The following is a 19,432-nucleotide window of genomic DNA, read 5'->3' as shown; positions in this document are numbered from 1 at the left end:
ATGGACGGGAGGAGGCCCGTATGGACCGCCTGAACCATCTGGGTATAACGCCGAGAAAGCAGGTTTTCTGGAACACCGCCTCCCCTATCCTGGTGGAGCACACCCTGGCCCGGGGAGAGGGTCTCCTGGCCCACAAGGGGCCCTTGGTGGTGGACACCACCCCCTACACGGGGAGAAGCCCCAAGGACAAGTTCGTGGTGCGGGAGCCCGAGGTGGAGGAGGAGGTCTGGTGGGGGGAGGTGAACCAGCCCTTCGCCCCGGAGGCCTTCCAGGCCCTCTACCAGCGGGTGGTGGCCTACCTCTCCGAGCGGGACCTCTACGTGCAGGACCTCTACGCCGGGGCGGACCGGCGCTACCGCCTGGGGGTGCGGGTGGTGACGGAAAGCCCCTGGCACGCCCTCTTCGCCCGCAACATGTTCCTCCTGCCCCGCCGCTTCCCCGAGGACGATGAGGCGGAGCGGTTTCAGCCGGGTTTCACCGTGGTCCACGCCCCCCACTTCCAGGCGGAGCCCGAGCGGGACGGCACAAGGAGCGAGGTCTTCGTGGGCATCAGCTTCGCCCGCAGGCTTATCCTCATCGTGGGCACCAAGTACGCCGGGGAGATCAAGAAGAGCGTCTTCACGGTGATGAACTACCTCATGCCCAAGCGAGGGGTCTTCCCCATGCACGCTTCGGCCAACGTGGGGAAGGAGGGGGACGTGGCCCTTTTCTTCGGCCTCTCCGGCACCGGGAAGACCACCCTTTCCACCGATCCGGACCGCCCCCTCATCGGCGATGACGAGCACGGCTGGAGCGAGGAAGGGGTCTTCAACTTCGAGGGGGGGTGCTACGCCAAGGTGATCCGCCTTTCCCCGGAGCAGGAACCCCTCATCTACCGGGCCTCCAATCAGTTTGAGGCGATTTTGGAAAACGTGGTGGTGAACCCGGAGAGCCGCCGGGTGGAGTGGGACGACGACTCCAAGACGGAAAACACCCGCTCCTCCTACCCCATCGCCCACCTGGAGAACGTGGTGGAGTCGGGGATGGCGGGCCACCCCCGGGCCATCTTCTTCCTCTCCGCCGACGCCTACGGGGTCCTTCCCCCCATCGCCCGGCTAAGCCCGGAGCAGGCCATGTACTACTTCCTCTCCGGCTACACCGCCCGGGTGGCGGGCACGGAAAGGGGCGTCACCGAGCCCAAGGCCACCTTCTCCGCCTGCTTCGGGGCCCCCTTCCTCCCCATGCACCCCGGGGTCTACGCCGCCATGCTAGGGGAGAAGATCCGGAGGCACGGCCCCCGGGTCTACCTGGTGAACACCGGCTGGACCGGGGGGCCCTACGGGGTGGGGCGCCGCTTCCCCTTGCCCGTAACCCGGGCCCTCCTCAAGGCCGCCCTCACCGGGGCCTTGGACGGGGCGGCCTTCCGGGTGGACCCGGTCTTCGGCTTTGAGGTGCCCCTCGAGGCCCCCGGGGTTCCCCGGGAGCTTTTGGACCCCCGGGAAACCTGGGCGGACAAGGAGGCCTATGACCGCCAGGCGCAACGGCTTGCGGCGTTGTTCCAGGAAAACTTCCAAAAGTATGCCGATGGGGTGTCGGAAGCCGTGCGCCGGGCGGGTCCTCGGGTGGGCTGAGGTAAACCCGAGGGGCGCGTGGCGCCCGGCCCCTTGCCAAGTAGGGGCCGGGGGTATTAGGCTCCTAGGGGTGGAAGGGACAAATGTACTTCACCTTCCCCCAAGCCTTTCTGGCAGAATGGTAAGCGTTACCGTCTGGGGGACGGATTTGCCATGAGCCAGACCTCGCTTAGCCGCTACGCCTGGGGGGTGCTCCTCTGGAACGTGCTGGTGGCCCTTTGGGGGGCCTACGTGCGGGCCACGGGTGCAGGGGCCGGGTGCGGTTCCCACTGGCCCACCTGCAACGGGGAGATCCTCCCCCGCGCGCCCCAGGTGGAGACCCTCATTGAGTTCACCCACCGGGTCACCTCGGGCCTGGCCTTCCTCTCGGTGCTGGGCCTTTTCCTTCTGGCCCTTCGCTTCTTCCCCAAGGGACACCCGGGGCGGTTGGGGGCGGGGCTCGCCTTCCTCTTCATGGTCACGGAAAGCCTGGTGGGGGCCTCCCTGGTCCTTTTCGGCTGGACGGCCCACAACGTGAGCCCGGAGAGGGCCGTGGTGCAGATGGTGCACCTGGCCAACACCTACTTCCTCCTCGCCTCCCTGGCCCTCACCGCCTGGTGGGCCTCTGGGGGTGCTCCCTTGCGCCTGAGGGGGCAGGGGGCGGTGGGGTTTGCCCTCCTCCTCGGCCTTCTCGCCCTCCTCTTCCTGGGGATGAGCGGGGCGGTCACCGCGTTGGGCGACCTGCTTTTCCCGGTGCGGAACACCCTCGAGGCCCTGGAGCGCTCCCTGACCCCCGGGGAGCACTTCCTGGTGCGCCTCAGGGTTCTCCACCCCTTGATCGCCGTGAGCGTGGGGCTTTACGTGGTCTTCGCCGGGTATTTGGTGGCCCACCTGCGCCCCTCCCCCCTCACCCGGCGGCTGGCCCACGCCGTGGCCTACCTCTACGGGGCCCAGCTTCTGGCGGGGCTGGTGAACGTGGCCCTCAAGGCCCCGGTCTGGATGCAGCTCTTGCACCTCTTCCTGGCCTATGCCGTGTGGCTCCTCTTCCTGCTCCTCGCCGCCTCCGCCCTTGAGCGGGGGGCGAGGCGGGTGGAGCTGGGCGAAGGGGGGGCGGAGGTCCACCGGGGGACCGGGGGGGCCACCTGGCAGGACTACCTGGCCCTCACCAAGCCCAGGGTCATCAGCCTTCTCCTCTTCACCGCCCTGTTCGCCATGTTCATCGCCGCCCAGGGCTGGCCGGGCCTCGAGCTTTTCCTGGTGGTGGCCCTGGGAGGGTACATGATGGCGGGGGCGGCCAACGCCATCAACATGGTGGTGGACCGGGACATTGACGCCCGCATGAAGCGCACCGCAAGAAGGCCCACCGTGACCCAGAGGATCTCCAGCCGGGACGCCCTTCTCTTCGCCTTCGCTCTCGCGGTCTTGGCCTTCGCCCTCCTCTTTTGGGGGGCGAACCTCCTCGCCGCCACCCTGGCCTTCATGGGCCTCATCTGGTACGTTCTCGTCTACACCCTCTACCTCAAGCGGCGCACCTGGCAGAACATCGTCATCGGCGGGGCGGCGGGCGCCTTCCCGCCCCTGGTGGGCTGGGCGGCGGTGACCGGGGACCTCAACCTCTTCGCCTGGTACCTCTTCGCCCTCATCTTCTTCTGGACCCCGGTGCACTTCTGGGCCCTGGCCCTAATGATCCAGGACGAGTACCGGGCGGTGGGGGTGCCCATGCTCCCCGTGGTCCTGGGGGAGCGGGTCACGGTGATGCAGATCGCCCTCTACGCCCTCCTCACCGCCCTCATCTCCCTCATGCCCTTGGCCCTGGGGGAGCTCGGCCTTTTGTACCTGGTGGCGAGCCTCTTCCTTAACGGCTTGCTTATCTTTAAGAGCCTTGCCCTCTACCGCCAGCCCGAGCGGAGGACGGCGGTTTCGCTGTATAAATACTCCATGCTCTACCTGGCCCTCCTCTTCGTGGCCATGGCGGTGGATCGGGTGATCTAGGGAGGGAGTGGATGAAGAGAGGTGTTGCGGCGCTCAGTCTATGGGGTTTGGCCCTGGCCCAGGGAAGCCACCGGGTGGCCATCACCCATCCCGGGGGTTCCTACAACCAGGAGGTGGCCTTCCTTTACCCTTGGGTCTACTTCTTCTCCTTCTTGGTCTTCCTGGTGGTGGCCGGGGCCTTGGCCTACGTGGTCCTCAAGTTCCGGGCGAGGCCAGCTCAGGAAGGGGAGCCTCCCCAGATCCACGGGAACGACCGCCTCGAGGTGGTCTGGACCCTGATCCCCTTGGCCATCATCCTGGTCCTCTTCGGCCTCACGGCCATGGCCCTCATCCAGGTGAACCGGCCCATCCCCGGCGGCCTCAAGGTGGAGGTCACGGGCCACCAGTTCTGGTGGGACTTCTACTACGCTGACCTCGGCCTTCGCAACTCCAACGAGCTCGTCCTCCCTGCCGGGGTGCCCGTGGAGCTGGAGATCACCTCCAAGGACGTGATCCACTCCTTCTGGGTGCCGGGGCTTGCCGGCAAGCGGGACGCCATTCCGGGACAAAAGACCCTTCTCTACTTCACCCCCAAGGAGCCCGGCAACTATTACGGCTTCTGCGCCGAGCTTTGCGGGCCGAGCCACGCCCGCATGCTCTTCCGGGTCTTGGTGGTGCCCAAGGAGGAGTTTGACCGCTTCGTGGAACAGGCCAAGGCCTACACGCCCCCGGTGGCCGACGCCCATGGGCAACAGGTCTTCCAGCAGAACTGCGCGGCCTGCCACGGGGTGCAGGGCAAGATGCCCCCGGCGGTCATCGGCCCGGAGTTGGGCTTCTTGGGTAACCGCACCGCCATCGCCGCTGGCATCGTGGAGAACACCCCGGAAAACCTCAAGGCCTGGATCAAAGACCCCAACGCCCTGAAGCCCGGGGCCAAGATGCCCGGCTTCCCCCAGCTTTCCCAAGGCGACCTGGACGCCTTGGTGCGGTACCTCGAGGGCCTGAAGGTGGAGGGCGTGGACTTCAAGGCCCTCCCCAAGTTCTAGGAGGTTAGGAGATGGCCATCGCCACCAAGCCAAAGACCGGTTTCTGGGCGCTCCTCTGGGACCTGCTTACCACAGTAGACCACAAGAAGATCGGCCTCATGTACACGGCCACCGCCTTCTTCGCCTTCGCCCTGGCGGGGGTCTTCTCCCTCCTCATCCGCACCCAGCTGGCGGTGCCCAACAACCACTTCCTCACCGGGGAGCACTACAACCAGATCCTCACCCTCCACGGGGCCACCATGCTCTTCTTCTTCATCATCCAGGCCGGGCTCACCGGCTTCGGCAACTTCGTGGTGCCCTTGATGCTGGGGGCGAGGGACGTGGCCCTCCCCCGGGTGAACGCCTTCAGCTACTGGGCCTTCCTGGGGGCCATCCTCCTCGCCCTCATGAGCTACCTCTTCCCCGGCGGGGCCCCGGCGGTGGGCTGGACCTTCTACTACCCCTTCTCCGTGCAGTCGGGGAGCGGGGTGAACTTCTACATGGCGGCCATCCTCCTTCTGGGCTTCTCCAGCCTCCTCGGCAACGCCAACTTCATCGCCACCATCTACAACCTAAGGGCCCAAGGGATGAGCCTCTGGAAGATGCCCATCTACGTCTGGAGCGTCTTCGCCGCCAGCGTCCTCAACCTCTTCTCCCTGGCGGGGCTCACCTCGGCCACCCTCCTCGTCCTCTTGGACCGGAAGATCGGCCTCACCTGGTTCAACCCGGAGATCGGCGGGGACCCCGTCCTATTCCAGCAGTTCTTCTGGTTCTACTCCCACCCCACGGTCTACGTGATGCTCCTCCCCTACCTGGGCATCCTGGCCGAGGTGGCCTCCACCTTCGCCCGGAAGCCCCTCTTCGGCTACCGGCAGATGGTCTGGGCCCAGATGGGCATCGTGGTCCTGGGCACCATGGTCTGGGCCCACCACATGTTCACCGTGGGGGAGAGCACCATCTTCCAGATCGCCTTCGCCTTCTTCACCGCCCTCATCGCCGTGCCCACGGGGGTGAAGCTCTTCAACATCATCGGCACCCTCTGGGGCGGGCATCTGCAGATGAAGACCCCCCTCCTTTGGGTCCTGGGCTTCATCTTCAACTTCCTCCTGGGGGGCATCACCGGGGTCATGCTCTCCATGACCCCCCTGGACTACCACTTCCAGGACTCCTACTTCGTGGTGGCCCACTTCCACAACGTCCTCATGGCGGGCTCGGGCTTCGGGGCCTTCGCCGGGCTTTACTACTGGTGGCCCAAGATGACGGGCCGGATGTACGACGAAAGGCTGGGCAGGCTTCACTTCTGGCTCTTCCTGGTGGGCTACCTCCTCACCTTCCTGCCCCAGTACGTCCTGGGTTACCTGGGCATGCCCCGGCGCTACTACACCTACAACGCCGACATCGCTGGCTGGCCCGAGCTCAACCTCCTCTCCACCATCGGGGCTTACATCCTGGGCCTGGGCGGCCTGGTCTGGATCTACGCCATGTGGAAGAGCCTGCGCTCCGGAGAGAAGGCCCCCGAGAACCCTTGGGGCGGCTACACCCTGGAGTGGCTCACCGCCTCGCCCCCCAAGGCCCACAACTTTGACGTGGCCCTTCCCAAGGAGTTCCCCTCCGAGCGCCCCCTTTACGACTGGGCCAAGAAGAGGGTGGAGCTCAAGCCCGAGGACCCGGGCCACATCCACCTGCCCAACAGCTCCTTCTGGCCCTTCTACTCCGCGGCCACCCTGTTCGCCTTCTTCGTGAGCGTGGCCGCATTGCCGGTGCCCAACGTCTGGATGTGGGTCTTCCTGGCCCTCTTCGCCTACGGCCTGGTGCGCTGGGCCCTGGAGGACGAGTACAGCCACCCGGTGGAGCACCACACCGTCTCGGGCAAGTCCAACGCCTGGATGGGGATGGCCTGGTTCATCGTCTCCGAGGTGGGACTCTTCGCCATCCTCATCGCCGGTTACCTCTACCTCCGCCTCTCCGGCCATGCGGTCCCCCCTGAGGAACGGCCCGCCCTCTGGCTTGCTCTCCTCAACACCTTCTTCCTGGTGAGCTCCTCCTTCACCGTGCACTTCGCCCACCACGACCTCCGCCGAGGCCGCTTCAGCCCCTTCCGCTTCGGCCTCCTCGTCACCATCCTCCTGGGGACGCTCTTCTTCCTCTTCCAGGCCTGGGAGTTCTACCAGTTCCACCACCACTCCAGCTGGCAGGAGAACCTCTGGACGGCGGCCTTCTTCACCATCGTGGGCCTCCACGGCCTGCACGTGGTGATCGGGGGCTTCGGCCTCGTTCTCGCCTACCTCCAGGCCCTCAGGGGCAAGATCACCCTGCACCACCACGGCACCCTCGAGGCCGCCAGCATGTACTGGCACCTGGTGGACGCCGTCTGGCTTTTCATCGTTACCATCTTCTACATCTGGTAGCCCTTCTTGCCCAAGGCCCTCGCCCGCGGGCGGGGGCCTTTGCTATGGAGGAATAGGGGATGCGGCTTTTGGTGGTGGACTTTGACTACTTCTTCCCCGTGCCCCAAGATCCTGGGGACCCCCTGGCCCCCCTTTTCGCCTGGGCCCACTTTGAGACCCCCTATTACCTCCTGGAGGCCTGGGAGGAGCGGGCCTTGGCCTTCCTCCTCCGGGGGCTTCCCCTGCCCGAGGCCCGGGGCTGGCAGGGGTTTTGGGGGCGCTTCGCCTTTGCCCCGGGGGCGGTGCTCTACTACGCCGAAAGCAACGCCCTTGCCTTCCACCCCGAGGTGCGCCGGGGGGTGGAGGAGGTGGTCCTCTTTGACGCCCACCACGACGCGGGCTACCGCCCCCTGGGGGAGGAGCCCGCCTGCGACGACTGGATGGTCTTCTACCACCGCCTGGGGGCGAGGCTTCGGGTCTACTACCCCCCCTGGCGGGACCCCTCCTCGGAGCCCGAGCCAAAGGTGCCCGTGGCCCGGGTGGTGGACCCCGGGGGGAGGGTGGAGGGGGAGTTCCACCGGGTCTTCCTCTGCCGGAGCGGGGCCTGGGTGCCCCCTTGGGCCGACCCCGGTTTTTTCGCCCTTCTGGAGGAGGCGCCCCTCTTCAAGCGGGCCCTCGAGGCCCTGACGCCGCGGCCTTTTGACCTGGAGGCCCTAAGGCGGCGGGTGAGGGAGGAAGCCTTGGGGCTTTTCATCATGGAAAGCTTGCGCAAGGCCTCTTAGCCCCCTATAATCGGGAAGGCTTTGGGCCGTTAGCTCAGCTGGCAGAGCAACCGACTTTTAATCGGTAGGTCGCAGGTTCGAATCCTGCACGGCCCACCAGCTCCAGGACACAATGCTTCACCCCCCGGTAGCGTGGCCGGGGGGTGCTTGGTACTGCAACCGTACTGCAACCCGGGAAGGGGCTACGCCCTCGCCCGGGAAGTTCCCGAGAGAAGTTCCGATAAGTTGAGGGCCCAGGTCCGGTGCTCGTCGGGTAGCACGTGGCGGTACTGGGCTAGGGTGAAGGCGGGGGTGGCGTGCCCGAGTCTTTCGGCCACCACCTCCACCGGGACGCCCCTCCTGAGCATGAGGGTTGCGTGGATGTGCCGAAGGTCATGGACCCTGAGCCGGGGCAACCCGGCCCTATCGCAGACCCTTCTCAAGGTGTGGTTGAGGGTGTCGGGGTGGATGGGACGGCCCAGGGGGTCCGTGAAGACGTGCCCGGTGTCCTCCCACGCGGCCCCGGCGTGGGCCCGCTCCTCCTCCTGCCTGGCCCGCCACTCCTGGAGGACGCTCACGGCATCGCTAGACAGGGTGATGACCCTGGCCGCCCGGGGGGTCTTGGGGAGGGAGGCCACGGCCTTGCCCCTCAGGGTGATGCGGTTTTCTTCCACCCGGAGGGTCCAGGCCTCGAGGTCCACGTGTCCCCACCGTAGCCCGCAAAGCTCCCCCCGCCGCAACCCCGTGCTCAGGGCGAGGTAGATGGCGGGGAAAAGCCGTTCTGGCCTTGCGGCTTCCACCAGCCGCTCCACCTCCTCCGGGTTAAGGACGCGAAAGGCAGGGGGCTTCGGGGGGGTGCGCAAGTCCACCGCCCGGGCCACGTTGCGGGGCACCAGGTCCATACGCATTGCGTCTTCCAGCACCGCCCGGGCTAGGGTCAGGGCCATCCGCAACGCCCGGGGCGAAGCTCCTTTGGCCGCCATACGGTCAAGGGCGGTGCGGATGTGGTGGGGGCGGAGGGCTTGCAGGCGGATTCCCCCCACCTCCTCCAGGAAGCGGGCCAGGTCTTGGCGGTAAGCCAGGGCAGTCTTGGGCCGCACCTCCTTGCTCTTGCGGTCTAGCCACCGTTCCGCCCACTCCCGGAGGGTAATCGCCTCAGGGATGGGGAACATGCCCTTGGCGGCCTGGGCCGCTACTTCGGCCAGCCTCTCTGCCACCTCCTGCCGCGTCTTCCCGTAGATGGTGGTGCGTTTCAGCCGCCCATCGCTTCCCCGGCCCACGCTTATCTGCCCGCACCACAACCCCTTCCTCTTGTGGAAAAAGATGGTGCCCTCGCTATTTCCCCTCTTCTTCGGCATGCCCCCTCCTAAGGGCCTCGAGGCCCAGCCTTACCACATCACCCCGCTCCCCTGCCGTGAGGGCCAGAAAGGCGTCCAACACCGCCTTGGGGGCCCTCACGTAGACTTGCCGCCCCGCCTCACCCGGAAGCAGAGGGGCAACCCCAAGCCGCCTTGCCCGCTCCTCGGGGGGGATGGCCCTCAGGTTCTCACCTCGCGGCATGGCGGCATTTTACCACACCAACAGGGGCAACATCCTAGTTCGCGAAAGTTTGGTTTCGCGAAGATGGGGGTGGCCTCGCGGCCCGGGTAACCCGTCAGCCGTTGACGGGAAGGGGGAGTAGCCTGGGGCAACCCACCAGGTTTTTCCAGGCGAAAGTTTGCGCCATCTTCCCCCACGCGCTAGGGGGGAAGGCTCCTCCCCTCGTGTGGGGAAGGTTCTGGGTCTTTCTAGCCCGTGCCGTTTTCCAGGAAAGGCTACCCCGGCCAAGAACGGGGTGCGGCAACGGGTGGGTTCTCTCATCAAAGTTGAGTCTGGTGATGAAGAACCAGCGGACACGATGTCCGCCGGTTCTTCGGAGGAACACTCATCGGACTCTAGCGCTATAGACTTAACTTTGGTGAGAAGCCTCCCCGGGCTCGGGGGCGTAAAGGACCGCCACTCGCCTCCCTAACCTCCTGGCCTCCTCCACGGCCTGGCGCACCTCCTCCTCCGGGGGGCGCCAGGCCTGCCCATCGTAGACTACCAGGACCAGGGGGATTTCCCGGGCCATCCGCTCCCACACCAGCCGCTCCACCTTCCTCAAGACGCTCCTCATATCGCCCTCCTGAGTTCAATCACCCTGGCTTCCAGCGCTTCCACCCTATCCTTCAGGTCCCGCACCTCCTGGAGCTTGGCGTAAGCCGTGGCTCCCTGGAAGACGGCGTGGGCGGCCCGTAAGGCCACCTGGGGGTCAGGGTGGTCCAGAAGCTGGGCGGCCCGCTTTAGCCCTTTCCACACCAACCTCGTGGCCCCGTCTAAATCTCCGAGAGTTCTCTTGCGTGTGGGCATTCCCCTCACCTCCCTATCCCTCACCCCCCGGGGGTTGCCACGCCCAGAGGGTCTTGGGCGGGTCAACCCACACCACCCCGAGGGGGCCCAGGTCCACGGCTTCCCTCAGGAAGCGTCCCCCGAGGTAGGGCCACATCCTGGCCGTGATGCCCGCGAAACGGCACCACGGCCACACGGACACCACCCATCTGCTCACGGCGTGAAGGGGGGAAGGGTCTTCGGGCCGCACCTCGGGGTACGGGACTTCCGGCGGTGCCGCACCCTCCTCGTGTGGCAGGACTTCCCTCGGGGTCATGCTTTCTCCTCCTCCACCCCCCGGAGGGGACTTGCCTTCAGGGGCCGGCCCTTCCCGTCCATGAGTCCGAGGCCCAGGAGGAAGGCGGCCAGGGCCTCAATCTCGTGCGGGGAGAAGGCGCGGGTATATCCCCCGTCCCGCACCACCAGGTGGCCGGGAGGTTCCAGGGGGTCCGTGAACACGTCCAGCCCCTGCTCCCAGAAGTACCGGGCCAGGGCGTCAGCGGGGTGCATGGGCCACCTCCCTGGAGGTTCGCGCCTCTCTATCTTCCCGAAACCGCGTGCGCGTTCCCTCCCGGAATGCGGGAAAACGCCCTCCGGGACGGCACAAACCCTCGCGCACGCTATGCGCATGGCCGCGCACGCATGGGAGAGGAGTGCCGTCCTGGACGGCACAGAGTGCGTGCGCATTCTCTCTCCCGTCCAGGACGGCACTTCCCGAAACTCGCGCACGCTCAGGCATGGCCTACCTCCCTGGACTCCTTGACCTTCACCCGGGCCCGGGCGATGGGCTCAAGCCGGGGCGGGTCCCCGGCCCAGACTCCCAGAAGCTCCACCTCCCTCGCCTCCGGCCAGCCCTCCTCCAGGAAGGCCAGGCGCTCCACAATCCAGGCTTCCAGGGCCGGGGCGTTCTGCCCGGGCCAGGCGGCGTGGGCCTCCAGGTCCTCCTCCTCCGGCACGGCCAGGGCCCAGTAGAGCACCCGGCCATCGGCCACCACCCGGAGCTTGGGGGGGCGCATGGCCCGCACCTTGGCGGCCAGGGCCGGGGCCAGGGTGATGAGCTTACGCCAGGGGTTCACAGCTCCACCTCCACCTCGTCCCCGCCACCCTCCAGGGTGGGGGGGCGGTTGGGGACTACCTTGAAGAGGCGCCACCCCGCCTTCTTGGCTATGGCCTCCAGCTCGGAGCGTGCGCGTTCCTCCGGGTTTTGCGATGGGGAAGCCACTTCCGAATGCGCACGGGGTTTTTCCTCTCCAGAAGGGCGTTCCTCCGAGGGGCGTGCGCGGTCGTGCGCATGGCGTGCGCGTTGGTTTTCCTCGTCCAGGGCGGCGTTCTCCCCGGTTTTTGAGGAGAACGCGCACGCGGTTTTGGGGAGATAGAGCGCGCACGTTTCCCCGGTGAGGGGGTGCACGTAGCTACCCCCTTCCCCGAGTTCCCGGGCCAGCCGCTCGGGCTCGGGGAGGAGCCGGAAGGCGGCCTCCTCCAGGGGCGCGCCCTCCACGGGCCGGATGGCCAGGCGGTTCCCGTCCCTCTGCACGTCCACCAGCCCGGCGGCCTCGGCCTGGTCTACCCACTTCTGCACCGTGCGCTTGGCCCAACGGAGATGGCGGGCCAGGTCCTTCACGAAGACGGCCACGCTTTCCTCGGGGACCTTCCCCTGAAGCTCCTCCACCTTGGCCTCGTGCACCTCCCGCACGGCCACGGCCAGGGCCAGGGCCTGGGGGCTCACGGTGTGGACGCTCCGGGCCAGGGGGCGTGCGGCCAGGTGGTAGGCCAGGGCGTAGTCCTCCAGGGTGGCCATCAGGCGCTCCCCCCGCTCCTCCCTCCGGGCGTGGTGGAGGAGGGCCACCACCTTGACCAGGGTCAGGAAGCGGCCAAAGTCCCTCCGGAGCCGGGTCAGGTCCTCGGGGAGGTCCTGGGCCTCCAGGAGCCGGGCGATGGCCGGGGCAAAGGGGACCGCCACCTCCCTCTGGGGAAGAAGCTCGTAGAGGGCGTGCCAGGGGGCGGGGTCCACCTCGGGCCGCGCCCCCAGGGCCTCCCGTTCCGCCAGGGCCTGCACCACCCGGAGGGTGTGGCCCTTGGTGTCGTCCATGTAGAGGGAGAAGGTTCGGGTTTCGTTGTCCTCCTTGGTGAGCCCCCGGGTGAGCGTGGTGACGAGCGCGGTGGGGCCGGGGCGGACGATTTCCCTGGCCACCATGCGCCCCTGGGGGGACTTCTCCACGGTGAGGTAACGGATTTGCCCTTCGGAAAGGAGGGTGCGCACCAGGTAAAGGGCTTCCTCCGAGTTCAGCCCGTCTTCCTCGTAGAGCACCAGGTGGCGGTGCTGGAAGTCAAGGTCGGCGTACACCAGGGCCTTGGCGCTCATGCTGGAGAGTTCGTAGTAGCCCCTGGGAGGGATGAGGGCCAGGGTCTGCTTCACCAGGAAGGACTTCCCCGAGGAGGAGCGTCCCTTGACCAGGATGCTGATGGGCGCTTCCGTCCTGCCGGAGAGGAGGGCCAGGTAGAGAAGCCCCCGGTTCTCCTCTTCCCCCACCACCCCAAGCGTCCCGATGGTCTTTATGGCCCGGTGGAGGAGGGCAGGGTCCTCGGAAAGCTCCCGGGCGGCCTCCCGGGCCTCGGGGGTGATGGGGGGCGCTTCCTCCTCCCGGGCCTGAGCGTCCCGCGTGGCCCGGTAGCGGGCCCAGTCCTTCCGGAGGGCGGCTACGCTCACCCCGGTCTTCTTCTTGAGGGTCAGGAAGAGGGCTTCCAGCTCGGTGTCCAAAAGCCCCCCCTCGTAGACGGCCTTGAAAAGCTCGGGGAGGAGGGCGGGGAGGTTTTCCGCCTTGGCCCCTTCCACCCGCTTGAGGAGGTCCTGGAAGGTCATGCCCACCTCCTCATCCGGGCGTAGACGCGGGCCCGGTAGGTGCGAGGGGGGAGAGGGGCAGAGGGCTCAAGGGAGAGGGGGGCCAGCGTCCCGTACCTCACCCCGTCCCTGGCCGTCCTCAGGGCCTCCCCCCAGGAAAGCCCCGCCTCCACCCCGGCCTGGGCCAGGGCGTGGGCGGCCTCCTCGGGGTCAAGCCCCAGGTGGCAGTACCCCCCCATGAGCCGGGCCAGGGCCAGGAGCCGGTTGTGCCGGTTTCCGGGGGGCGTGGCGGCCACCTCCCGGCACGCCCACTCCAGAAGCCCCCGGAGCCGCTTGGGACTGGCCGCCCCCCGTTCAGGGCGTACCTCCAGAGGGGGCGGTGGCGGCGGGGGGAGGAGGAGCCCAAGCAAGGACTCGGGGCAGGGGGGAAGGGACTCCGGCACCACCAGGGAGCGCTCCCAGACGTAGGAGCCGGTGGGAAGCCGGGTGGGCCAGGCCGCCAGGTAGCCGCGCCCTAACCCTTTCACGTCCACCGGCCCCAGCTCGGAGAGCCCCTTGCCCCGCCCCGTGCGCAAGGAAGCGCCCAGGTGAAGGGGCACGTGCACGAAGAAGTGCCCCCCGCCCCTCGGGGTGCGTTGCAAGGGAGCCCCCCCAAGCTCCGGCCAGCGGGCGAGGAGGGCCGCCACCACCTCCGGCCCGTCAGCGTCCAGCACCAGCACCTCGGGGCCGGGGAGGATGCCCACCCCGGCCTGGGGGGCCTTGCCCCACCACTCCCGGATGCGCTCCTCCTCCCGGGTGGCCTCCTTGAGCCCGTGGCCCACCAGCCCCGGGTGGGGGCGCTTCTCCCCAGGCTGGAGGGGAAGGACCGGGTAGCCCGAGGCGGCGTAGCGAAGGGCGGCGTGGTAAAATGGACCCAGGCGCATCATCCGCACCCCCCCTTACCGCCCCCGGCCCTCCAACCCGGGGGCAACTTGTTCACCCTCCAGAAACCGCACAAGCTCAGTGGCCGGGATGTAGAAACGCCGCCCCACGCGCACCGCCCGGAGGGCGCCCGCGTGGATGTAGGCATACACGGTGTTCTCCCCGATTCCGAGAATCTTTGCCGCTTGTGGGGGGCTATAAGCCGCCCGCACGCCGTAACCGTGGGCCTCTGCCGATACTCTGAGGATTTCCAAGCCACTCATAGCCTCAGGATGGCTTATGATGTCCCGTGATGGAAGCGGGTTCAGACCGGACTTTTGGCGGGACATTGCTGAGAGGGGTTCTCCACTTGCCCGTGGCCCTGACCCCCGCGACCGCGCGGCCCCCCCTCACCGTGGCCTACGGGCCGGAAGAAGTCCCCCCCTGGGATTGGACGCGGGGCAGGTCCCCGTGGTCATACTTGCCCCTGGGGCCAGAGGGGGCTACCGCTGGAATCCCGGGACTTCTGGGCAGCCGCTACGACCCCCAAACGAGCACGCGACTAAACTTCAGGCTGAGCGCCCCCACCCTTTTGGTGGGGCACTACCTGGGGGACGAGCCCTTTGGTCCAGGAGTAGAACGGTCCTATCTAGACCTCCTTCTTGCGTTTTTTAACCGTGTACCCGAAGGGGAAGGGGGCAAACCGGTGCCCCCACTGACGTACCCCCGTTTGGTTCGCAAACACGCCTTCTTTGAGTGGCCGCCAGACCCAGACCCACCCTTCCCCCTCTACCGGGAAGTGGGCCACCTCGGGGGGCTAGCCCTACGCCGCCCGCCCACGTCCCCCGTATTCATCCGCAGAACGCTCCGGGTGGCCCAGAGGATAGGCTTGTTAGACCCCTACGGCTCGGGCGACGCCATCCCCTTTTGGCACAGCTTCGCTTCTGAGGTCCGCGCCTACCTGGACTTCCTCAAGGAATACAGGACCCTTTCGGCAGACCCCCTCTCCATCCTTGACGACCTCAGGCGCAGATTGGAAAACGAGTCCCCCCATTACCGCGCCCTCGGGGCGAAGCCCCTCTATTGGCGGGGGCATCTCTTCTTTTTTGGAAACGGATTCCACGATTATTACCACGCCCTCAGAGTCATTGAGGAAAGGGTGGCGGAAGGGGGGCTCCCCGCCGTGGCCGAATACTTCTGGGCTCAGGCCTGGCCTAAGGTGCTGGCCCGGGCCGATTGGTCCCTTGCCCAGTCCCTCAAGGCGCTTGGCCGTCCGGGTCCAGTGCATGTGCGTTGCGGGGTGGTGGAGTGGGTTTACCTGGAGCTTGCTGCCCTCTACTCCTCCCGCTCCCTCCGGTTCTGCCCCGTGTGTGGAAGCCCTTTCTTCGGTAAAAAAGGACAAAAGACTTGCGGGGCGGATAGGTGCCGGAAGGCTCTCAAGCGCAAAGAAGCGAAGGGGATTCCCCTGGTAAGTAAATAGGTTCCGAGTAGTGGACTGCAACCGTACTGCAACCCGGGCGAGATGAGGAGGGGTGTCAAGTGGCAAAAACCCTGTCCAGGAGGACACTACAATACGTGGAAGGATTGGTTTTAACCGCCTTTTAATCGGTAGGTCGCAGGTTCGAATCCTGCACGGCCCACCAAACCCGCCCTCTCCGGCCAAGCCGGAGGGGGTTTCGGCTGGCCGGGGGCGCGGGCGTTAGGATGGAGGGCATGGCGGAGCCCGTGCGGGTGGTGGTGGGGCTTTCGGGGGCGAGCGGCATGCCCTACGCCCTGGACCTCCTGGAGGCCTTAACGGGCGTGGCCGAAGTGCACCTGGTGATCTCCCAGGGGGCCAAAAGGGTGCTTTGGGAGGAGATGGGCTTAAGCCCCAAGGACCTCCACCCCTTGGCGGCCCGGGTCTACAAGGACCAGGACCTGGGGGCCCCCATCGCCTCGGGCTCCTTCCCCACCCGGGGGATGGTGGTGGTGCCCTGCTCGGCCACCACCCTGGCCAAGGTGGCCTATGGCCTCGCCGACACCCTTCTTACCCGGGCGGCCTACGTGCACCTCAAGGAGAAGCGCCCCCTCGTCCTGGTGCCCCGGGAGACCCCTCTCCCCCTTCCCACCCTCAGGGCCATGGTTCAAGCGGCGGAGGCCGGGGCCACCATCCTCCCGGCAAGCCCCGGCTTCTACCACCGTCCCCGGGAGATCCCCGAGCTCCTCGGCTTCATCACCCAGCGCATCCTGGACCACCTGGGCCTTCCCGGCCAGCGCGCCAAGAGGTGGGGTGAGGGATGACGCTTTTTTGCCGGCCTGCGGTGATACGATAGGGCCGATGACCCTCACCCAGGAGCAGAAGCTGGTCTTGGACACGGTGCGCCAGGTGGCCAAGGAGGTCCTCTACCCCCTGGCCCCCGAGTACGACCGCAAGGGGGAGTACCCCTGGCCCCAGCTTCGGGCCTTGGCGGAGCTGGGTTTTCTGGGCATGACCACCCCGGAGGAGTGGGGCGGGGTGGGGCTGGACTCGGTGACCTGGGCCCTGGCCCTGGAGGAGATCGCCGCCGCCGACCCCAGCGTGGCGGTCATCCTCTCCGTGACCAGCGGGCTTCCCCAGTACATGCTCCTCCGCTTCGGCACCGAGGCCCAGAAGCGGCGCTACCTCGTCCCCTTGGCCCGGGGGGAGTGGATCGGGGCCTTCTGCCTCACCGAGCCCCAGGCGGGCTCCGACGCCAAAAGCCTCCGCGCCCAGGCCCGAAGGGTTCCCGGGGGGTTCGTGCTGGACGGGGTGAAAAGCTGGATCACCTCCGCCGGACAGGCCCAGCTCTACGTGGTTCTGGCCCGCACGGAGAAGGGTATCAGCGCCTTCCTGGTGGAGAAGGGCACCCCCGGGCTCTCCTTCGGCCGCCCCGAGGAGAAGATGGGCCTCCACGCCGCCCACACCGCCGAGGTGCGCCTGGAGGGGGTTTTCGTCCCCGAGGAGAACCTTTTGGGGGAAGAGGGGCGGGGCCTGGCCTACGCTTTGGCCGGACTGGACTCGGGGCGCGTGGGCGTGGCCGCCCAGGCGGTGGGCATCGCCCGGGGGGCCTACGAGATCGCCAAGGCTTACGCCGAGGAGCGGGAGCAGTTCGGGAGGAAGCTTAGGGAGCACCAGGCCGTCGCCTTCAAGATCGCCGACATGCACGTGAAGATCGCCGCCGCCCGGGCCTTGGTCCTCGAGGCCGCCAGGAAGAAGGACCGGGGGGAAAGGTTTACCCTGGAGGCCAGCGCCGCCAAGCTCTTCGCCAGCGGGGTGGCCGTGGAGGTGACCCGGGAGGCGGTCCAGGTCCTGGGAGGCTACGGCTACCACCGGGACTACCGGGTGGAGCGCTACTACCGGGACGCCAAGGTGACGGAGATCTACGAGGGGACCTCGGAGATCCAGCGCCTCGTCATCGCCCGGGAGCTTTACCCCTCCTGAGGCCGCCCCCTTTTCTTTCTCATACCGCACCCTTAGGGTGGGTAAGGTATGCTCCGCCGCCTCCTTTCCCTTTCCCGCCCCCTGTACTGGCTCTACGAAAAGCGCCTCCTAAGGGAGGTGAAGGGAGGCCCCATGCCCAGGCACCTGGGCCTCATCCTGGACGGAAACCGCCGCTACGCTCGCGCCCTGGGCCTCTCCCCCACAAAGGGGCACGAGTTTGGGGTGCAGAAGGCCTACGAGGTCCTGGAGTGGTGCCTGGAGATGGGTATCCGGACCGTCACCGTCTGGGTCTTCTCCACCGACAACTTCCGCCGATCCCCCGAGGAGGTGGAGACCCTGATGGGCCTTTTCGTGCGGGAGGCGGAGAGAATGGCCGAGGACCACCGCATCCTGGAAAACCAGGTGCGGGTGCGGGTGATCGGCCGGCGGGAAGGGTTCTCCGAGGAGGTGCTCCGGGCCTTGGAGCGCCTAGAGGAGAGCACCCGGGACCACCAGGGCATGGTCCTCAACATCGCCATGGGCTACGGGGGGCGGGAAGAGATCGTGGACGCGGTGAAGCAGCTTCTTCTGGAGGCGGAGGAGCGGGGCCTTTCCCCCAAGGAGGTGGCCCAGGCCCTGACCCCGGAGGACATCGCCCGCCACCTCTACACCGCGGGCCTTCCCGACCCCGACTTCATCATCCGCACCTCGGGGGAGGTCCGGCTTTCCGGCTTTTTGCTCTGGCAGTCCGCCTACTCGGAGTTCTACTTCGCCGACGTGCTCTGGCCCGAGTTCCGCAAGATTGACTTCCTGCGCGCCCTAAGGAGCTACCAGGCCCGCGAAAGGCGGTTTGGGCGTTGACAAAAGGGGGGTTTTCGTATACCCTTACGGGCAAGATGCTGGCCCGCGAGAAAAAACTCGGCCGCCGGGGGGTAGGATAGCCCTCTAAGGGTTCCTCATCCCCCGGCCCGAGTTCGGGCCGGTTTTCTTTTGGGAGGGGCGTATGCGGGAATGGAAGATCATAGACTCCACCCTTCGGGAAGGGGAGCAGTTTGAGCGGGCCAACTTCTCCACCCAGGACAAGGTGGAGATCGCCAAGGCCCTGGACGCCTTCGGCATTGAGTACATTGAGGTCACCACCCCCATGGCCTCGCCCCAGTCCCGCAGGGACGCCGAGGTCCTGGCCTCCTTGGGCCTGAAGGCCAAGGTGGTGACCCACATCCAGACCCGCCTGGATGCGGCCAAGGTGGCGGTGGAGACCGGGGTGCAGGGCATTGACCTCCTCTTCGGCACCAGCAAGTACCTGCGGGCTGCCCACGGGCGGGACATCCCCCGGATCATCGCCGAGGCCCAGGAGGTGATCCAGTACATCCGGGAAAACGCCCCTCACGTGGAGGTGCGCTTCTCCGCCGAGGACACCTTCCGCTCGGACGAGCACGATCTTTTGGCCATCTACCAGGCCATCGCCCCCTACGTGGACCGGGTGGGCCTGGCGGATACCGTGGGCATCGCCACGCCCCGCCAGGTCTACGCCTTGGTGCGGGAGGTGCGGCGGGTGGTGGGGCCCGGCGTGGACATAGAGTTCCACGGCCACAACGACACCGGATGCGCCGTCGCCAACGCCTTTGAGGCCATTGAGGCCGGGGCCACCCACGTGGACACCACCATCCTGGGGATAGGGGAGAGGAACGGGATCACGCCTTTGGGAGGGTTTTTGGCCCGTATGTACACCCTCCAGCCCGAGTACGTTCGCGGGAAGTACAGGCTGGAGATGCTCCCCGAGCTGGACCGGATGATCGCCCGGATGGTGGGGGTGGAGATCCCCTTCAACAACTACATCACCGGGGAGACGGCCTTCAGCCACAAGGCGGGGATGCACCTGAAGGCCATCTACATCAACCCCGAGTCCTACGAGCCCTATCCTCCCGAGGTCTTCGGGGTGAGGCGGAAGCTCATCATCGCCTCGAGGCTCACCGGGCGGCACGCCATCAAGGCCCGGGCGGAAGAGCTCGGCCTCCACTACGGCGAGGAGGAGCTTCACCGGGTCACCCAGCACATCAAGGCCCTGGCCGACCGGGGCCAGCTCACCCTGGAGGAGCTGGACCGGATCCTCAGGGAGTGGATCACGGCATGAGG

Annotated in this window: 20 protein-coding genes and 1 tRNA gene; 11 read left to right on the top strand and 10 right to left on the bottom strand. The window is 67.1% G+C overall.

All coding sequences use genetic code 11. The features are described from left to right. Positions 1–20 precede the first annotated feature (20 nt). The 6 genes from pckA to ACZ5RK_RS01905 all read left to right on the top strand — a co-directional run bounded on the left by pckA (position 21) and on the right by ACZ5RK_RS01905 (position 7,853). Positions 21–1,610: a phosphoenolpyruvate carboxykinase (ATP) gene (pckA, locus tag ACZ5RK_RS01930; RefSeq protein WP_464909458.1), complete on the top strand. Its 1,590-nt coding sequence runs from the start codon at positions 21–23 to the stop codon at positions 1,608–1,610. Positions 1,611–1,763: 153 nt separating this feature from the next. After that, positions 1,764–3,581, top strand: a complete 1,818-nt coding sequence (locus tag ACZ5RK_RS01925; protein ID WP_464909457.1) for a heme o synthase — start codon at positions 1,764–1,766, stop codon at positions 3,579–3,581. A gap of 11 nt (positions 3,582–3,592) precedes the next feature. Beyond that, positions 3,593–4,606 carry a cytochrome c oxidase subunit II gene (gene coxB, locus ACZ5RK_RS01920; RefSeq protein WP_464909456.1) on the top strand — a complete coding sequence of 338 codons (1,014 nt, stop codon included), beginning with the start codon at positions 3,593–3,595 and terminating at the stop codon, positions 4,604–4,606. 11 nt (positions 4,607–4,617) lie between these two features. After that, on the top strand, positions 4,618–6,993 hold the full coding sequence (ctaD, locus tag ACZ5RK_RS01915; RefSeq protein WP_464909455.1) for a cytochrome c oxidase subunit I: 2,376 nt from the start codon (positions 4,618–4,620) through the stop codon (positions 6,991–6,993). A 59-nt stretch (positions 6,994–7,052) separates the two neighbouring features. Further along, the gene (locus ACZ5RK_RS01910; RefSeq protein WP_464909454.1) at positions 7,053–7,754 is read left to right on the top strand and encodes a hypothetical protein; all 702 of its coding nucleotides are present in this window, start codon (positions 7,053–7,055) and stop codon (positions 7,752–7,754) included. A gap of 23 nt (positions 7,755–7,777) precedes the next feature. Then, positions 7,778–7,853: transfer RNA gene (locus tag ACZ5RK_RS01905), tRNA-Lys, on the top strand. A gap of 83 nt (positions 7,854–7,936) precedes the next feature. Here ACZ5RK_RS01905 and ACZ5RK_RS01900 read toward each other — a convergent pair. The 10 genes from ACZ5RK_RS01900 to ACZ5RK_RS01855 all read right to left on the bottom strand — a co-directional run bounded on the left by ACZ5RK_RS01900 (position 7,937) and on the right by ACZ5RK_RS01855 (position 14,162). After that, positions 7,937–9,091 carry a tyrosine-type recombinase/integrase gene (locus ACZ5RK_RS01900; RefSeq protein ID WP_464909453.1) on the bottom strand — a complete coding sequence of 385 codons (1,155 nt, stop codon included), beginning with the start codon at positions 9,089–9,091 and terminating at the stop codon, positions 7,937–7,939. After that, positions 9,069–9,293: a hypothetical protein gene (locus tag ACZ5RK_RS01895; RefSeq protein WP_054647222.1), complete on the bottom strand. Its 225-nt coding sequence runs from the start codon at positions 9,291–9,293 to the stop codon at positions 9,069–9,071. Before ACZ5RK_RS01895 ends, ACZ5RK_RS01900 begins: the two co-directional genes overlap by 23 nt. Positions 9,294–9,681: 388 nt before the next feature. Beyond that, positions 9,682–9,888 carry a hypothetical protein gene (locus tag ACZ5RK_RS01890; RefSeq protein WP_464909452.1) on the bottom strand — a complete coding sequence of 69 codons (207 nt, stop codon included), beginning with the start codon at positions 9,886–9,888 and terminating at the stop codon, positions 9,682–9,684. Then, positions 9,885–10,070, bottom strand: coding sequence for a hypothetical protein (locus ACZ5RK_RS01885; RefSeq protein WP_464909451.1), 186 nt, complete (start codon positions 10,068–10,070; stop codon positions 9,885–9,887). Before ACZ5RK_RS01885 ends, ACZ5RK_RS01890 begins: the two co-directional genes overlap by 4 nt. 64 nt (positions 10,071–10,134) lie before the next feature. Beyond that, entirely contained in the window at positions 10,135–10,257 is a 123-nt protein-coding gene (locus ACZ5RK_RS01880) for a hypothetical protein (protein ID WP_464909450.1), read from the bottom strand. 155 nt (positions 10,258–10,412) lie between these two features. Next, positions 10,413–10,649, bottom strand: a complete 237-nt coding sequence (locus ACZ5RK_RS01875; protein WP_464909449.1) for a hypothetical protein — start codon at positions 10,647–10,649, stop codon at positions 10,413–10,415. Positions 10,650–10,870: 221 nt separating this feature from the next. Next, the gene (locus ACZ5RK_RS01870; protein ID WP_464909448.1) at positions 10,871–11,215 is read right to left on the bottom strand and encodes a hypothetical protein; all 345 of its coding nucleotides are present in this window, start codon (positions 11,213–11,215) and stop codon (positions 10,871–10,873) included. Then, the gene (locus tag ACZ5RK_RS01865) at positions 11,212–12,999 is read right to left on the bottom strand and encodes a hypothetical protein (protein WP_464909447.1); all 1,788 of its coding nucleotides are present in this window, start codon (positions 12,997–12,999) and stop codon (positions 11,212–11,214) included. The genes ACZ5RK_RS01870 and ACZ5RK_RS01865 overlap by 4 nt, the downstream gene beginning before the upstream one ends. Then, positions 12,996–13,904, bottom strand: a complete 909-nt coding sequence (locus ACZ5RK_RS01860) for a bifunctional DNA primase/polymerase (RefSeq protein ID WP_464910100.1) — start codon at positions 13,902–13,904, stop codon at positions 12,996–12,998. The genes ACZ5RK_RS01865 and ACZ5RK_RS01860 overlap by 4 nt, the downstream gene beginning before the upstream one ends. A gap of 12 nt (positions 13,905–13,916) precedes the next feature. Next, complete coding sequence (locus ACZ5RK_RS01855; RefSeq protein WP_464909446.1) at positions 13,917–14,162, bottom strand: helix-turn-helix domain-containing protein; 246 nt, start codon at positions 14,160–14,162, stop codon at positions 13,917–13,919. A gap of 605 nt (positions 14,163–14,767) precedes the next feature. On the opposite strand from ACZ5RK_RS01855, the gene ACZ5RK_RS01850 reads away from it, so the two are divergent. The 5 genes from ACZ5RK_RS01850 (at position 14,768) to lysS (ending at position 19,430) form a co-directional block, all read left to right on the top strand. Beyond that, positions 14,768–15,358, top strand: a complete 591-nt coding sequence (locus ACZ5RK_RS01850; RefSeq protein ID WP_464909445.1) for a hypothetical protein — start codon at positions 14,768–14,770, stop codon at positions 15,356–15,358. A 233-nt stretch (positions 15,359–15,591) separates the two neighbouring features. Beyond that, complete coding sequence (locus ACZ5RK_RS01845) at positions 15,592–16,158, top strand: UbiX family flavin prenyltransferase (protein WP_464909444.1); 567 nt, start codon at positions 15,592–15,594, stop codon at positions 16,156–16,158. Positions 16,159–16,195: 37 nt separating this feature from the next. Beyond that, positions 16,196–17,317: an acyl-CoA dehydrogenase family protein gene (locus ACZ5RK_RS01840; protein WP_464909443.1), complete on the top strand. Its 1,122-nt coding sequence runs from the start codon at positions 16,196–16,198 to the stop codon at positions 17,315–17,317. A 48-nt stretch (positions 17,318–17,365) separates the two neighbouring features. After that, complete coding sequence (locus tag ACZ5RK_RS01835) at positions 17,366–18,157, top strand: isoprenyl transferase (protein ID WP_464909442.1); 792 nt, start codon at positions 17,366–17,368, stop codon at positions 18,155–18,157. Between the two features lie 142 nt (positions 18,158–18,299). Next, positions 18,300–19,430 carry a homocitrate synthase gene (gene lysS, locus ACZ5RK_RS01830; protein WP_464909441.1) on the top strand — a complete coding sequence of 377 codons (1,131 nt, stop codon included), beginning with the start codon at positions 18,300–18,302 and terminating at the stop codon, positions 19,428–19,430. Positions 19,431–19,432 lie beyond the last annotated feature (2 nt).

This window comes from Thermus kawarayensis JCM 12314 (assembly GCF_055393575.1).
Note: the sequence above shows the minus strand (reverse complement) of the source record. Positions and strands in the feature narration are given on the sequence as shown.

Bases quoted from the DNA above. Each gene is read 5' to 3' on its own strand.
- pckA (WP_464909458.1), top strand. From the start codon at position 21: ATGGACCGCCTGAACCATCTGGGTATAACGCCGAGAAAGCAGGTTTTC.
- ACZ5RK_RS01925 (WP_464909457.1), top strand. From the start codon at position 1,764: ATGAGCCAGACCTCGCTTAGCCGCTACGCCTGGGGGGTGCTCCTCTGG.
- coxB (WP_464909456.1), top strand. From the start codon at position 3,593: ATGAAGAGAGGTGTTGCGGCGCTCAGTCTATGGGGTTTGGCCCTGGCC.
- ctaD (WP_464909455.1), top strand. From the start codon at position 4,618: ATGGCCATCGCCACCAAGCCAAAGACCGGTTTCTGGGCGCTCCTCTGG.
- ACZ5RK_RS01910 (WP_464909454.1), top strand. From the start codon at position 7,053: ATGCGGCTTTTGGTGGTGGACTTTGACTACTTCTTCCCCGTGCCCCAA.
- ACZ5RK_RS01900 (WP_464909453.1), bottom strand. From the start codon at position 9,091: ATGCCGAAGAAGAGGGGAAATAGCGAGGGCACCATCTTTTTCCACAAG.
- ACZ5RK_RS01895 (WP_054647222.1), bottom strand. From the start codon at position 9,293: ATGCCGCGAGGTGAGAACCTGAGGGCCATCCCCCCCGAGGAGCGGGCA.
- ACZ5RK_RS01890 (WP_464909452.1), bottom strand. From the start codon at position 9,888: ATGAGGAGCGTCTTGAGGAAGGTGGAGCGGCTGGTGTGGGAGCGGATG.
- ACZ5RK_RS01880 (WP_464909450.1), bottom strand. From the start codon at position 10,257: ATGTGGCCCTACCTCGGGGGACGCTTCCTGAGGGAAGCCGTGGACCTG.
- ACZ5RK_RS01875 (WP_464909449.1), bottom strand. From the start codon at position 10,649: ATGCACCCCGCTGACGCCCTGGCCCGGTACTTCTGGGAGCAGGGGCTG.
- ACZ5RK_RS01865 (WP_464909447.1), bottom strand. From the start codon at position 12,999: ATGACCTTCCAGGACCTCCTCAAGCGGGTGGAAGGGGCCAAGGCGGAA.
- ACZ5RK_RS01860 (WP_464910100.1), bottom strand. From the start codon at position 13,904: ATGATGCGCCTGGGTCCATTTTACCACGCCGCCCTTCGCTACGCCGCC.
- ACZ5RK_RS01855 (WP_464909446.1), bottom strand. From the start codon at position 14,162: ATGAGTGGCTTGGAAATCCTCAGAGTATCGGCAGAGGCCCACGGTTAC.
- ACZ5RK_RS01845 (WP_464909444.1), top strand. From the start codon at position 15,592: ATGGCGGAGCCCGTGCGGGTGGTGGTGGGGCTTTCGGGGGCGAGCGGC.
- ACZ5RK_RS01840 (WP_464909443.1), top strand. From the start codon at position 16,196: ATGACCCTCACCCAGGAGCAGAAGCTGGTCTTGGACACGGTGCGCCAG.
- ACZ5RK_RS01835 (WP_464909442.1), top strand. From the start codon at position 17,366: ATGCTCCGCCGCCTCCTTTCCCTTTCCCGCCCCCTGTACTGGCTCTAC.
- lysS (WP_464909441.1), top strand. From the start codon at position 18,300: ATGCGGGAATGGAAGATCATAGACTCCACCCTTCGGGAAGGGGAGCAG.